The 14,317-nt window shown below is 49.9% G+C and carries 10 protein-coding genes; all 10 read right to left on the bottom strand.

Going from position 1 to position 14,317, the window contains the following annotated elements:
* Nucleotide 1 precedes the first annotated feature (1 nt).
* The 10 genes from ACB031_RS09610 to ACB031_RS09565 all read right to left on the bottom strand — a co-directional run bounded on the left by ACB031_RS09610 (nucleotide 2) and on the right by ACB031_RS09565 (nucleotide 14,309).
* Nucleotides 2-2,056, bottom strand: coding sequence for a capsular polysaccharide biosynthesis protein (locus tag ACB031_RS09610; RefSeq protein WP_371139677.1), 2,055 nt, complete (start codon nucleotides 2,054-2,056; stop codon nucleotides 2-4).
* A 53-nt stretch (nucleotides 2,057-2,109) separates the two neighbouring features.
* Nucleotides 2,110-3,108: a galactosyltransferase-related protein gene (locus ACB031_RS09605; protein WP_371139676.1), complete on the bottom strand. Its 999-nt coding sequence runs from the start codon at nucleotides 3,106-3,108 to the stop codon at nucleotides 2,110-2,112.
* A gap of 98 nt (nucleotides 3,109-3,206) precedes the next feature.
* Nucleotides 3,207-4,052, bottom strand: coding sequence for a hypothetical protein (locus ACB031_RS09600; RefSeq protein ID WP_323963111.1), 846 nt, complete (start codon nucleotides 4,050-4,052; stop codon nucleotides 3,207-3,209).
* Between the two features lie 51 nt (nucleotides 4,053-4,103).
* Nucleotides 4,104-5,159 carry a hypothetical protein gene (locus tag ACB031_RS09595; RefSeq protein WP_258116493.1) on the bottom strand — a complete coding sequence of 352 codons (1,056 nt, stop codon included), beginning with the start codon at nucleotides 5,157-5,159 and terminating at the stop codon, nucleotides 4,104-4,106.
* Complete coding sequence (locus ACB031_RS09590) at nucleotides 5,159-7,777, bottom strand: glycosyltransferase (RefSeq protein ID WP_371139449.1); 2,619 nt, start codon at nucleotides 7,775-7,777, stop codon at nucleotides 5,159-5,161. Before ACB031_RS09590 ends, ACB031_RS09595 begins: the two co-directional genes overlap by 1 nt.
* Nucleotides 7,778-7,861: 84 nt before the next feature.
* Nucleotides 7,862-9,118, bottom strand: coding sequence for a UDP-N-acetyl-D-mannosamine dehydrogenase (wecC, locus tag ACB031_RS09585; RefSeq protein ID WP_017765957.1), 1,257 nt, complete (start codon nucleotides 9,116-9,118; stop codon nucleotides 7,862-7,864).
* 67 nt (nucleotides 9,119-9,185) lie between these two features.
* Nucleotides 9,186-10,361 carry a non-hydrolyzing UDP-N-acetylglucosamine 2-epimerase gene (wecB, locus tag ACB031_RS09580; protein ID WP_371139448.1) on the bottom strand — a complete coding sequence of 392 codons (1,176 nt, stop codon included), beginning with the start codon at nucleotides 10,359-10,361 and terminating at the stop codon, nucleotides 9,186-9,188.
* A gap of 45 nt (nucleotides 10,362-10,406) precedes the next feature.
* Entirely contained in the window at nucleotides 10,407-11,399 is a 993-nt protein-coding gene (locus ACB031_RS09575) for a glycosyltransferase (protein ID WP_231586262.1), read from the bottom strand.
* 55 nt (nucleotides 11,400-11,454) lie between these two features.
* Entirely contained in the window at nucleotides 11,455-13,083 is a 1,629-nt protein-coding gene (locus tag ACB031_RS09570; protein WP_042008107.1) for a polysaccharide biosynthesis/export family protein, read from the bottom strand.
* 32 nt (nucleotides 13,084-13,115) lie between these two features.
* Nucleotides 13,116-14,309 carry a capsule transporter KpsE gene (locus ACB031_RS09565; protein ID WP_010634347.1) on the bottom strand — a complete coding sequence of 398 codons (1,194 nt, stop codon included), beginning with the start codon at nucleotides 14,307-14,309 and terminating at the stop codon, nucleotides 13,116-13,118.
* Nucleotides 14,310-14,317 lie beyond the last annotated feature (8 nt).

The raw sequence follows: 14,317 nt of genomic DNA, 5'->3' as shown, positions 1-14,317 counted from the left end.
CTTATCTCATGAGCTGGGGGAGGGAAGGGCGCTGCCACAGGGTCTGGGCCAGGTAACTCAGCTTGAGCTGCCAACGTTGCCAGCGGCCAGCCTTTCGGGCCGATGAGTGGCCCTGCTGTGCCAGCTGGCGGATCAGCTGCTCCGGACTTATCCAGAGGCCGGTCTGCCAGTCGATATAGAGCGGATAGGCCACCAGGGTCAGATAAACCAGTGCGGCCAAAGGCAGGGTTCGCTGCCGACGAGCAGGAGGGTGGGCATCCGTGGTCAGGCCCCAGCCACTGTAGAAGGGTTGACCCCAGGTCGTGACCTTGACCCCTTGCACCAGCGCCTCGAATCCGCTCAACGAGGTCATGGTATGCAGCTCGTCCACATGGGGATAGAGGCTGGTGAGGCCGATATCGAGTACCTGGCTGTCGACGCACTCCGCCAGGCAGGCTGCCGAGATGGCACCGGCCCGGTTGCCTGCCACCACATCCGGATGCGGTTTGTAGATGATATGGGCCTCGGGTTTGGCGGCCCGCACGGCCCACAGCAACTGCTCGTTGCTGCGAATGGTCGGACTGCCGGTCAGGATGGAGGCATCCCCGTCGACCTGACCTACCACCAGCACCCGCGTGCGGCCATCCGCCGGCGGCGTGAATGGCTGTACTGTGCCCACATTGTATTTGCTGACGCCGTGTCGCTTGAGCAGCTCAAGCAGAGCCTGGCCTCGCATGACCTCCTGTTCGGTCAGTTGCTGGTAATTGAGCAGCTGCTCGAGCCCGCTTGGGGTGCGGCAGTCAAAATAGATCCCCACCGGATCGATGGAGAGGGAAGAGGGACGACACAGGTTGGAGCCCAGCCCGCGAGAGCGGATAAAACCATCTTCCACCCGGATGGCAGAGGTGAGGTCAGGGTGGCGGCTACCCCAGACCAACACCTGCTCATCGCCGGTCAGCCGCTTGGGAGGCTTGCGAACAAAACGAAGCTCCTCGGCCAGGTGATGGCAAAACGCCTGCATAAAGGCGCGCTTCCACAGCGAAAAACCGACCAGATAGAGCCTGCGCCAACGGGGAGCGGGCTTTTGCTGGCGGGCGATGATGGCGATCACCTCTTCCACTTCGCAGCGCTGGCCGAGCACGGGGTCAAGGTAGCGCGGGTAGTGGATCAAGGCCGCCGCCACCAGCTGGGGCAGCGACACCGGCAGGTTGCGACGCTCACACTGCTTGCTGTCGTGGGTCAACCCCCAGCCGGCATAAAACGGCATGCCGAAGCAGTAGACCGGCTTGCCCAGCAGCAGGCCCTCAAAGCCGAGCTGGGATGAGACGGTATAGACGGCATCCACCAGGCTCAGCAGTGCGTGGGGGTGACAGTGGTCGGCCACTATCTCCACATCGCTGAGCTTCAGCCTGGCCAGCACTCCGCTCTTCTTACCAAAGCGGGTATCCGGGTGAGTACGCAGCAGCAGACGGGCATGGGGGTGGTTGCGACGCGCCGCTTCCACCATGGCAACAAAATCGGCTTCGCTGGCCAGTGCGCCGGGGATGGAGAGATCGCCGGCCACCTGATCGACCAGCAAGACTCTGGGCCTGGCGTCTTGCAGCAGGCGTTGAGCCAGTGCTGCCGGTAGCCCTTTCACTTCGGCAACCGACGGGCTGCGGGGCCCGGCGGCCGAGGCGATATCGGGGCGGCTGGCATAACAGTTGTACTTGGTCACCCCAAGGCGTACCAGTTCGCCGATCAGTCGCTCGGCACGCGCCAGCGTATCGGCATCGCAAGGGGTGGCGATCAGCTGTTCGAGCCGGCTGGGTTGGCGGGCATCGTAATAGATGCCCACCGGGTCGGCGATCAGCGACACCGCCATCCCCCCCTTGGCGGGGTGACCGATATAGCCGATAAAGCCATCTTCCAGTTGCCAGTAGGGCAGGCCCATAGCCTGTGCCTGCTGCTTGATCTGGCGGGTATTGGCCTTCTGGCCCCAGCCGATCAGCACATCACCCGGTTGTAGGTCATCAGGGGATGTGAAGCGAGCCAGGGGCTGGTCCAGGCAGGCACCGATCTGGGCGCTGCGAGCCATAATGCCGCCGGATTGTGTCCATAGAGTCATGCAAATTGCTCAGATAAAAAAGTTCAGCGAGACCTGGGGTTGAACATGTCTCTGAAAAAAGCCCGAGGATTGAGGTAGAGCTTGCGCAGCTTGCGCCACAAAGGGCGCTTGGGTTTGATGCCATCCTGCCAGCGAAGCAGACCCGGATACTCCTGCACCGGGTAGCCCGCCTCCTCCTGCAAGTGGATCATCCATTCCCGAAAATCGGGCAGCTCTCCACCAAGGTCGTTGCAGGGCACCACGGGCCCTTTCAACGGGCCCCGCTCTGCCTCGCTGCGGGCCAGCATCTGCTCGAGCAGCTGATCATTGCCTGCCCGCCGCTTGTGGTATGGGTGGGTCAGGGGGCGCGGATGCCACTGGTGCACCAGAAACCGGCCGGCAAACAGATGGGGCAGCGCATAATAGCTGAAATAGCGCCGAAAGCCCTGATAATCCCCCGGATGCTGGGCCTTGATATTGAGGGCATAGTCATCCGGCCTCGGCCCGATGGGGTAGTGACGGGTGAGGCGGTCTATCAGTTCGAGATCTTCGCCGCCATGGCCGACAAACTGCTCATCAAAGCCCCCCAGCTGCAAAAACCACTCGCGGTTCATCAGCAGACAGCTACTGGCCAGGGCGATTCCCTCCACTCGATGATTCTCCCCGCGCAGAAAGGACTCCAGGCAGCCCTGAAAATCCCCGTCAAAGCGCTCCGTCTCTTCCTTGGTTAGATAGAGACAGGGGTACATCTCAAAGGCAGCATGATTGACAGCAAATAATTCATTTGCCTTTGAATTAATTTCATCAGCAAGGTTTGGATTGCAGATTAAATCAGCATCCATGAAAAATACATAGTTAGAATCAATATGACTGATTGCTAAGTTTCTGTCGTGTCCGGGGGAGTAGATAAGTGTTGGTTGTAGTGTAATGACTGATAAGTCTACACCTAAATCGAAATGCTCAATGTCACTACTTGTTGCAACATTAATCCCAATGCTGTTACCTTTCAGAGAGGATATGCATCTTGTTAGCCTATCCCTCACTGATAGTTTACATTCTCTATGAATAGTATCTTTAAATGGGATTACCGTTGAAGTATTAACCAAAAAAGTCACCTTAACTTAAGTAAAACAGCAATAAGCTATTTCTCTAGTAGAAGAAAACTTGACTTGTAGAAATGTTTGAAAGCACAGTCAAGGCGTTCAATTGCAACCTCAAATGTATCCGCATCATGCCCCTGAGTTTTACTGGAATATAAGTCAAATACTATCTCAGAGTTAATCATTACGTTTTTCTTTATTTTAGATAGGCCTTCTATAAAAATTTTAAAATGTAAATCAAAGTGATGTGAGTCATATGTGTTTTGAATGTAATACACATTTGGTATATGCTTTTGTTGTTCAAAAAGTGCAACTACATTAGTTCTTTCAGGTGGGACGTCTAAATTGTTGAAATTGTTTTTTATGATCTCAGCATAGTAGTTACCATGATACTTCTTTATATCTATCTGTGGGTTTTGTACAATCGCCTTTGAACCTTTTAGGTAAGCAGACATAATTAAAGATGAAAAACCACCCGCAGAGGATCCATAAAAAATGGTATTTTCTCTAGCTATCATGAGTTGTGAAGCTATTTTGCTAATCACATTCACTATTTTGGTAATCGCATATTGCTCTTGAACACCTAAAAACCAACCAATATTGAATTTCCCTGTCTCTAAGGTTGGATCACTTATAACGATAGTTGACTCAGAAAACTTATTTGCCCAACTCCAACGATGATAAAATGGTGGAGTCACTTTTGTTGCATCAATTGCTCCGGGGCTACATATAATTAGTTTATCTGAGTTTGACTTAAGGCTCATGTACAAGCTGTAATTAACACCATCTACATCTACATTCAATATATAGTTTATTCCTATATGTATAGGATAGTTTTTTCCTGATGTAAAATGATATTTGCATTGCTCAATCGTATCTACTTTCATTTAAGTCTCATAATATATATGTGCCTGCAATGCAGGCACATATACTAAAAATTAGTATGCGGTAAATGATAAAGATCTAGTGTAAGAATCACCACTTAGTATTTTTTCAGGGTTCTTCATAATATCAACTAGGAATAATGCCCTTGACTTGGCTGAATAATCTTTTTGAAAACGCTTACTTATTAAATTGGATTGCTCTAAGGCGAAGTCATAATCATTTATTATCTCTTGGATATAAGGGCGCAGTTCATTTATTGTTTTCTTTACCTCGATCTCAGGGAAGACTTCTTTCATATCTTGTTCACCGAGAGCTACTATTGGTAATCCTGATGCCGCATATTGAATAACCCGACTCGGAAATTGGAAATAGCCTAAGTTCTCTAAGCCATCAAAATAGTATTCATCAAGGCCTATATAACTTTCAAAGTATTGAGGGATACTTATTCCGAATTTAGCAAGCTGCAACTGCTCACTGATTTTATTTATATTGATATAGCCATCTCTGATGTTTCCACCATGCATTCCATTAAAATCACTGTCAAGTAATCCGAAAATTTTAATATTGCAATCTAAGCCAGCGATTTCTTTATAGCGTTTGTGCCTTACGGCACCGTGCATATTTCCAAGAAATATACCATCAGTTGTAGAGTATTCAGGAGCATAGACATTTGGTAATGCGACATTATCTGTCCAGAAAGGAAAGTTAACACCAGCCTTATGCCCCTTATCTTTATAAAAACTTAGAACTCGTTCGCTACCACAGTGTAAAATGATATCGTATTCATCAACGACTTCACCATAGCATGTTTTGTAGAGAACAGGATCATCTGAAAGCCATATTGCAATTGCTGCATGTTTTTTAATTTTGGCAAGCAATGCTTTGTTAAGATTCATCGGCCTGAATGAGATGACAAGATCTACGGAGCTATCAATGTATTTTTCAATAGCTGCTTCCATCACTTCAATATGCTTTGGGTCAGAAATCATGGAGTGACCATGTAGAATCAGGTCTGTATATATCACCTCGTGGCCCAATTCTGTAAAGGCTCTTTGCAAGCTTTCACATAAGTGTCTTTCTAGAATTGTGTCAAACAATACGATTTTCATTATATCCCCACAACACTGTTTGTTTTATAAAGAAATGCCTGATGTGATACTTGCTTCTGTGGGTACTCCAATATGCTAAACGGATCACAGGAATATATCGATGGTTCTTTGTTTTCTTTTGCTGACATAGACAAGGCTGACTGCCAAATGTCATAAGTTTCTACATATGAATGAATACTGCCCTTGTTAAAGACTGAAAGCTTGTCATCTTTCATCTTGAAGAAGCTAGCTTTTGTAATAATATCAGCATTTGTAAATTTGAACGGCAATAGTAAATCAAATACATAATTATCGAAATAATGATACTTATCACTCATAAATACAGCGTATGACTCACTATCAGAAATAGATAATGCTTCGTCAAGGGATCCTACAACTGAAAGGCTGTCATCAGAGATAGAGCAAGACTCGCTATTAATTACAATTATTTTATTTATATTGTACTGGTTGTATAGTTTTTGTCTCTTGATAGATGTTAGCATCCTTTTAATGCTAACGTCATCGCTTGCAGATACAATAACATTGAAAGATTCGGTAGCTCTCTGTACCGTGAGACCGAGTTCTTTTGCAATAGATTCTGCTCTGTCTAAGTAAGTGCAATATGCATGTATATATCGATATCCTAAGTGACTCTTTTTGTACCAGAATATTTCATCGCTTAAGAGTTTTTCTGCAGCCAGATTAGCTTCTTCTTTATTTTTTACAGTAAGAACAAGACCCGGTAATTGCTCAAAAATTGCCTTAGATGTCGTTGAGATTATTGGTGTACCAGACGCCAAAATTTCATAAACCCGTCTCGACATCATGCTTGGCGAATTTGTAATGGTATTGACATTTAAGAAAATATTAAATTTCTTATAAGTATCCATCATTTCATTAAATGGTATACTTGGTTTTAGATAATTATTATATTTTTCTGGGAACTTGTACCGATCACTATCGGAGCCTGAGGCCCTGTCATATATAACGCCATTCCGGCCTTCAAGTGTAGACAAGACAACATCCATTTGGTCTCTTCTATCACCGTGATCATGTGCGTAGTATGTTCCTGCAAAGCATATATCGCCCAAGCACATGCTGTTTCTACCAACAGGATTACAAGAGCTTGTTTCAGCTGCGAATGGTAACCCATAAACATTGCTGTTGTAGGTGTCTCTCTTATAACTATCTACTTTATTTGTGTCAGTTGTGAAGATGAAGTCACTTTCCTTTGCAATATTAATGAAGGTGTCATAATGCATTGGGTCTTCTTTATTCCAAAAAACAATTGGAATATTCTTCTTCTTTAAACGGGATAGCGCATCTAAAAAACGCTGAGCATTTATATGTGAAAAGTTTGGGGATGTTTGAGCATACAGCCAAGTGCCTTGGTTTGCATTCCAACAGCTTTCCATGAAGAAAAAATCAAAATCTCCATTTTCTATTTGATCAATATAATCGTCATAGGAGAGAGGTGTGGTGTTAAATACTGCTGACCAGCACGCATGAGAAATTGGGTCAAGCAGGCTTAGCACTTTTATGTTCTTTGTACTATCAAATGAACGAGTTCTGACTTGTGTTGAGGTCGCTGCAGGAGATTTAGATCTTAGTTTTCTACGCTTAACCTCCTCTCTTAACTTATATAGTTCAATTGGCAACTTAATTATGCCGGATATTGATTTCTTACTATTAATAAGGGTTGAACCAAGACGATAACTGATTGAGTTTTTGGCATTGAAGTGAGCTTTATTTGACTTGGAAAGCTCTTGCTCCAATTTATTAACTTTATTCAGAAGGGCAGGTACAGTTTTTTCAGAACCAATTACACCAGATAATGGTGACATGTCTTGAAGCGACTCGAAAATTGTACTCTTAAAATATACTCGAGAATTTGGATTCCAGGACCGAATGCCCACTTTAAAGGTCTTTATGACTGGTGGTAATGTGACATTGCAGCTGAAAATATCAAATCCATTAATGTCATTGACATACAAATAATAACCTGCGACAGGTGACAAACCAAATCCGTTTCCGTTCTTGTATTTTTCATCAAGAGTATGCTCACCAAAATCGAAGCATATTAGAGCAGACTGGTTGCTATCGCCATCAATATAGCATGGGATATGTATGGATAGTTTTTTACCAGGGTTTACATATTCTTTTAACCAAGTCGTATTTATATAACATGCTTGGTTGAGATCCCGTTTATAATTAGTTATTAAAGATCTTGTTTTTAACTCTGTTGCTGAAATGAAATCTTTAGACTCGTTATTATGTTTCCATTTCTTTAAAATAACTTTTACTTTCTCTACATTGGAAGGTATTTTTAGTGTATCACTATAGGTATTATGCCCTTTTTTGATATGAATATATTTGTAGTTGCCTAGTACAGATGAGTTACTAATATTGTTAGCTTTGAGTGCCTCAAGTGAAGGCTTTGAATCGAGAAAATCAAAGCACATGCACATCCCATCTTTTTCATGACCAAGTGATGAATCAACGGAGAAGCTAAATGATGTGATGCCTTCGCTATTTTCAAAAATGCCAATTACATGTCCATCGTTTAATAAATTTAAATTCTTCACATCACTACTTTTAGTACTATTTCGTTGGCTCTTCTTATTTATTCTCTTCCGCATACCTGGTTCCATAATATATCAGATAAGTGTGCTATTGTGGTGCAGTATAACGTGCTGGAGGATGTCCCCCCAGCACGTCATCACTTAATAAGTAGCATTTACGAAATCATATACTTTAGCTTCTTTAAAATCTCTTTTTGATAGAGAAGTGAACGAATTATGCTTAACAAGAATTACGACTATGTCAGCTTTTTGAATAGCATCAGACAGAGATGTCAATTTGACGTTATTACGATTTTCTAATGCTGCTGGCAAAACCTCAATGTTAGGCTCGACAGCCAGGATCTGATAGGCAGGGTTGTTGGCCAGGGTCTTGGTAATATCCAGCGCCGGGCTTTCACGCAGATCGTCGATATCCGGTTTGAAGGCCAGACCCAGGCAGGCGATTTTCGGGTTAACCAGACCGGCAGCCGCTTGCTCTACCTGCTCTACCACATAGTGCGGCTTGTAGTCATTCACCAGACGCGCCTGATGGATGATTTTGGCGGTATCGGGGTTCTGGTTGACGATAAACCAGGGATCGACCGCGATGCAGTGGCCGCCCACGCCGCAACCCGGCTGCAGGATATTGACCCGCGGGTGACGGTTGGCAAGGGAGATCAGCTCCCACACATTGATGCCCTGCTTATCGCAGATCAGCGACAGCTCGTTGGCAAAGGCGATATTGACGTCACGGAAGGCGTTCTCGGTCAGCTTGCTCATCTCGGCGGTGCGCGCTTCGGTGGCAATGCACTCACCCTTCTTGACGAACATCTTGTAGACCTGGGTGGCCGCAGCAGTGCTGGCCTTGTCCATACCACCTATGATGCGATCGTTTTCCACCAGCTCGCGGATCACCTGCCCCGGCAGTACGCGCTCAGGGCAGTGCGCCACAAAGATATCAGGGGTCTGGCCTTCTGCCACAGTGTGGGGGAAGGTCAGATCGCTGCGCTCTTCGGCCAGCCATTTGGCCATCTGTTCGGTGGCGCCGACCGGTGAAGTGGACTCCAGTACCACCAGATTGCCTTTCTCCAGCATGGGTGCCAGGGCGCGAGAGGCACTCTCGATATACTTGAGGTCCGGCTCGTGCTCTTCACCCTTGAACGGGGTCGGTACGGCAATCAGGAAAGCGTCCGCTTTCTGCGGGCTGGTATGGGCACTCAAGTGGCCATCCTGCACCGCCTGCTTGACCAGATCTTCCAGGCCCGGCTCCACGATATGGATCTTGCCCTGGTTGATGGTATCGACCGCATGCTGGTTGACATCAACCCCGATAACGCGAATGCCGTTGCTGGCGATGACTGCTGCTGTTGGCAAACCGATATAACCCAGACCCACGACGGAGATGGTTTCAAATTTCATTATTGTGTGCTCTCGATAGTAAAACAGGGGGCAAGAAGCCCCCAAGGACAGGTATGTAATCTGTAGATCAGGCAACCTGCAGGCTGCTGTTGATCTGTTGACCCAGGGCGCCGCTCAGGCCGATCACCGCTTCGACGATACGCTGGCTGGTTCTGCCATCCCCGTAGGGGTTGTTGGCATGGCTCATCACCTGATAGGCCAGCTCGTCATCCAGCAGACGAACCGTTTCAGCGACGATAGTTTCATCACAAGTGCCCACCAGACGTACTGTGCCCGCCTTGACGGCGGCCGGGCGCTCTGTGGTATCGCGCATGCACAGTACCGGTTTGCCCAGGGTTGGCGCCTCTTCCTGAATACCACCCGAGTCGGTCAGGATCAGATAGCTCTGCTTCATCAGATAGACGAACGGCAGGTAGTCCTGCGGCTCGATCAAATGCACGTTGTCGAGCCCCTTGAGGTTGCGGTTGACCGGCTCTTGTACATTGGGGTTGAGATGCACGGGATAGACGATTTGCACATCGTCCCGTTTGGCCAGTACGGCGAGGGCCTTGCAGATGCGCTCAAAGCCATCGCCATGGTTCTCGCGGCGATGGCCGGTGACCAGGATCAGCTTCTTGCTCTGGTCCAGGAAGGGGAAGCGAGCAGCCAGCTCAGCCTTCATGCCCAGGTTTTTATCAATGCGCTGGGAAACCTCAATCAGCGCATCGATCACCGAGTTGCCGGTCACGAAGATGGTCTCGGGAGCGATGTTCTCCATGATGAGGTTTTTCAGCGAGCTGATCGTCGGGGTGTAGTGTTGATCGGCGATGCCGCCGGTCAAACGACGCATACCCTCTTCCGGCCAGGGGGAGTAGATGTTGCCGGTGCGCAAACCCGCTTCCACATGACCCACCGCGATACGGTGATAATAGGCAGCCAGCGTGGCCGCGAACGAGGTGGCCGTGTCGCCGTGCACCAGAATGCGATCCGGCTTGAACTCGGCAAAGACGGGTTTGAGCCCCTGCAAGATGGCAGTGGTCACATCGGTCAGATCCTGACCCGGCTTCATGATGTTGAGATCGTATTCCGGGGTGATCTCGAACAGGTTCAGTACCTGATCCAGCATCTCCCTGTGTTGCCCGGTGACGCAAACCCTGACGTCGACCTGGCGGTTGGCCTGAAAGGCCTTGACGATAGGTGCCATCTTGATCGCTTCCGGTCTGGTGCCAAATACGATCAATACCCGCTGTGCTTTCATCGGCATATTATTCACTCCCGTGTGAGTTAATTGATTTTCGTTTTCCTGAACTTAATAAAGGCTGAGCTCGCGGTTGAGCTGATCCAGCCGGTGCTGCCAGGTGTGCTGGGCAAGCACTATTTCCTTGGCCTGCTCGCCCAATGCGCTTCTTTGTTGAGCATCTTTTTGTAATTGCACACACCATTCTCTTGCCTCCGTGCCACTTGACACGGAAATAACGCTTTCACCAAAAATATTCGCCATGGCTAGCGAAGGGGTACTGATAATGGGGCAGCCGGCCGCAGCCAGCTCAAATACCCGTCTCGAAAGCATGGTGCTCGATTGACTGATGGTATTGAAATTGAGATAGAGCTGATATTGCCGATATGCCTTGGCAACCAGCGCCGGCGAAATGGCCGGTTTGCAATATGGCAGCAATTTTTCTGGATAACTGCAGCCACTGTTGTGCTGCCAGAAGCGGTCAAAAATGATCAGCCCCCGATCTCGCAGGGCATAGAGCACATCCTCCTGGGTCCGGCTTCGCTCTGCCAGCTCGTTGCCATAGTAGCCCCCCAGAAAGGCGATGCCTGGCCCGCGTTCGCCTGGCTCGGCAGGCAGGTACCAGCGCGGTTGGGCCGCAAACATCAAGACCCCCACATGTTGGAAAGCCTGATGGGGCAGGGCCCGATATCTCTCCACTGAGCCTATGTCGGTGGTATAGACGACGTCGAACAGCGCGGCGGCATCGGCAAAACGTTCGAAATGAAACGGGTCTTCCTTGTTCCAGAAGATGGTGGTTATCTTCTGTTTGCGGCAAAAATCGAGCAGCTTGCTGAGCTCGGGTTTATGTGGCGAACTGTGGGCATAACTGGCGATTTTTCCTTGCCAACTATTTTTATAACCACGCCAGGTCGATTCAACGAACAGAAAGTCAGGTTTGAATAATCTGAGTTTCCAGCGCCAATCTATTGGGGTGATTTGCACAAGGTCTGCGTCAGGTGACAAGCTGAATGTGGTGAACTGATCCGCCACCAATGCGATGCGTGGTTTTTTATTATTATTCAAACGAATTGACTCACAATTTAAATGGAGTGGCCAGCAAGGCCACTCCATTCATTTATTAAAGGAGCACCAGCGCTCTGGCAGAAATGGCGATCTGATAAAGCACTTCGGTGAGATCCTTGGTGATCTGCAGTGACTTGGTATCAACCTGCGGCAGTACGAATATTTCGTCGCCCGGTTTGATGGCAATCTCTTTATTGTCGAGATCACCCTTCTCGATCTGGCTGAAAGTGCCGTCACGATGCAGCAGCAAGATGCGTGAGTTGCTCGCTTTCTGGGTAAAGCCACCGGCCAGATTGATGTAGTCGGCCACAGTCCGCTTGCTGTCCATCAGGATGGCGTTCGGGAACATCACGTCCCCATGCACCATGATGAGGTTGGTCTGACGCGGGATCCGGATCACATCCCCCGGTTCGAGCCGCACCTCTTCCATATTGGTACCGTTGGCCAGTACCACCTGGCCATTGGGCTGGATGTCTTTGGCACGTTCTACCCATTGCATCAGAAGCTGGGCTTCGCTGTTGCGCAGCTTGGCCTCACCCTCGGAGGATGAACGAGCAGTCAGGATGCTCGCTTCCAGCGCCTTGAGCGAGGATTGCAGCATCTCTTTTTGGCGTACCTTGACCGATTCCCGATAGAGCTGGATGGCACTGAGATCCGCATCCTGGGTCAGTTTCAGCCCGTTGAGGATATCGCCAAGGCGTGCTCCGTACTTGAGCACATACTCCTGGGCACTGTCGTGTTCCCCTTCCACCCGTACCGCGATGGAGGCATAGCGCTTGTCGGCGATCACTTCCACCGTGTCGCCTGAGCTGACCATCTTGCTGTTCAGTTGCTGATCATTGATGGGGTAGTAGTCCATGCGGATATCTTCCCCCTGATTGCGGCTCACCCGGATATGGGTGGCATCGGGGTCGGGTCTGGCCATCTGCATCAGCTCGGCCAGGGTGACATGGGGCTTGCTCAACTCAAACTTGTTGGCGTTCGCCACCTTGCCTCTGACCGTGGTCTGATAGCGCAGCGGCGCCACCACTATGATGTCACCATCGCGCAACTGGGTCGGCAGCAGGGTGCCATTGACCAGGAACTGATAGAGGTTGTAGTGACGCAGGGTCTGGCCATTGCGCTTGAGGGCGACATCCAGATAGCTGCCACGCTCGGGGGAGATGCCACCCGCCTTGTCGAGAAAATAGAGGATGGAGTCCCCAGATTGACCGGCAAACAGACCCGGTTGCTTGACGAAGCCAGTGACAAAGATCTTGACCGGTTGGCTGACATCCAGGGTGGCATACACGCTGACGTTTTTCTGATAAACGGTGGTGATGGCGCCGAGCAGAGTGTCGTTGAGCTGTTCGTTGCGCACCCCGGCGACCTTGATGGGGCCCACCTTGGGCAGGAAAATATTGCCCTGATGATCGACCGTCAGCGGCTGATCAAATTCGACACCGCCCCAGAGTTGTACCTGCAGGCGATCGCCAATGGCGATGCGATAATCCGGGTTGAAGCCGTTGAAGGATTCGCGGGCGAACTCGCCGCGAAACAGCCAGTTGCCAAAGACAGGATCCTGGGTCTGGGTGTCGGTAATGACTTTGCGCACCGGGGCCGCTTCTTGCGAGATCTCGAGAGCCAACGCGGGCTGCAACAGCATGCCCAGGCCCAGCGCCAGCAGGCTGGGTTTCAGGTTCAAATGGGATAACATCTTCAAAAAATCACTCCTGATCAGTCCTGGTGTTCACGCAGGGTCGCCAGACCCATTACGACCAGACCGTAGAAAAGACAAAGCAGCACGCCGATGGTTGCCAGGTTGTAGAGACGGCGGGGATATTCAGCCTGTTCGGCCAAGCTGGGTTGGCTGACCACCAGCAGATGCTTGAGTTTGCGATAGGCTTCGACGCGGGCCTGCTCCATGCTGACCAGACCTGTCTTGTAGACATCGGCGGCCAGCTGGGTTTGTACCTGAACCGCCTGATAGTCGGCATTGACCTCGTTGAGGGCCTGTTTCTCGCTGCCGGTCAGCCGCTGTTTCTCTTGTGCCAGCTGGCGGGTGAGGGCATCGACCCTGTCTTTTACCGCTACCACATCCGGGGCATTGGGGTTCATGTAGATTTGCAGGCGCTTGAGCTCGGCGTCCTGGCGTACCAGCTCCGCTTCCAGTTCAGACACCACGCCCATCATGGCGGTACTGGTCGCCTCGGGGCTGATCAGCTGGTGCTGGTTCTGGAAGGCGAGCATCTTTTCCCGCTCACTCAACAGCCGTTCATGAGAGCGAGCCACCTGGGACTCGACAAACTTGAGCTGTTCGACGGCGACCTGGCGGCTCAGCCGGTTGATGAATCCTTCGCTCTCCTTGAGCATCAGCGCGACCACCTGTTTGGCATACTCGGGCTCAAAGGCTTGCAAACTGACGGTCAACACCCCGGAAAGCTCATCCAGGCTGACGGTCAGGTGATCACGATAGAAGCCCAGAAACTCTTCGCGACTGGCGTCTGCCGGCAGGCGGGAGAAGAGGTCTGCACTGTCGCTCTCGTAGTGCTTTTTCAGCTGCAGTTGTTTGTCCAGCGTTTCGAGCATGTCCCAGGATTTGAGGTAATCCTGGATCACCAGCACATCCTGATGATTGCTGCCCCCCAGCCCCAGCATGGAGAGGGCATCCGGCATCATCTTGAGTTGATCCGCCTGCTTGATGATAAGGCTGGCCTGACTGACATAACGATCGCTGGCAATGGTGCCGTAGTAGAGCGCCGCCAGGCTGAAACAGACGACAACCCACAGAAAACTGCCCAGTTTGATCGTCTTTTTCCAGGAGTGGTGGGCTACCTTGTAGCCCTTGGAGTCGATCAGAAACAGCTTGGGATCCCGCTTGAATTTGCGAAGCTTGCGCTCAAGCAGGGCGGTCAGATTGGCTTTGGTCATAGATGTCC

This window comes from Aeromonas sp. S8(2024) (genome assembly GCF_041403085.1).
Classification (GTDB): Bacteria; Pseudomonadota; Gammaproteobacteria; order Enterobacterales; family Aeromonadaceae; genus Aeromonas; species Aeromonas dhakensis.
Note: the sequence above shows the minus strand (reverse complement) of the source record. Positions and strands in the feature narration are given on the sequence as shown.

What these genes read in the sequence shown, in the direction of transcription:
- ACB031_RS09610 (WP_371139677.1), bottom strand. Translation starts at nt 2,056, where the DNA reads ATGGCTCGCAGCGCCCAGATCGGTGCCTGCCTGGACCAGCCCCTGGCT.
- ACB031_RS09600 (WP_323963111.1), bottom strand. Translation starts at nt 4,052, where the DNA reads ATGAAAGTAGATACGATTGAGCAATGCAAATATCATTTTACATCAGGA.
- ACB031_RS09595 (WP_258116493.1), bottom strand. Translation starts at nt 5,159, where the DNA reads ATGAAAATCGTATTGTTTGACACAATTCTAGAAAGACACTTATGTGAA.
- ACB031_RS09590 (WP_371139449.1), bottom strand. Translation starts at nt 7,777, where the DNA reads ATGCGGAAGAGAATAAATAAGAAGAGCCAACGAAATAGTACTAAAAGT.
- wecC (WP_017765957.1), bottom strand. Translation starts at nt 9,118, where the DNA reads ATGAAATTTGAAACCATCTCCGTCGTGGGTCTGGGTTATATCGGTTTG.
- wecB (WP_371139448.1), bottom strand. Translation starts at nt 10,361, where the DNA reads ATGCCGATGAAAGCACAGCGGGTATTGATCGTATTTGGCACCAGACCG.
- ACB031_RS09565 (WP_010634347.1), bottom strand. Translation starts at nt 14,309, where the DNA reads ATGACCAAAGCCAATCTGACCGCCCTGCTTGAGCGCAAGCTTCGCAAA.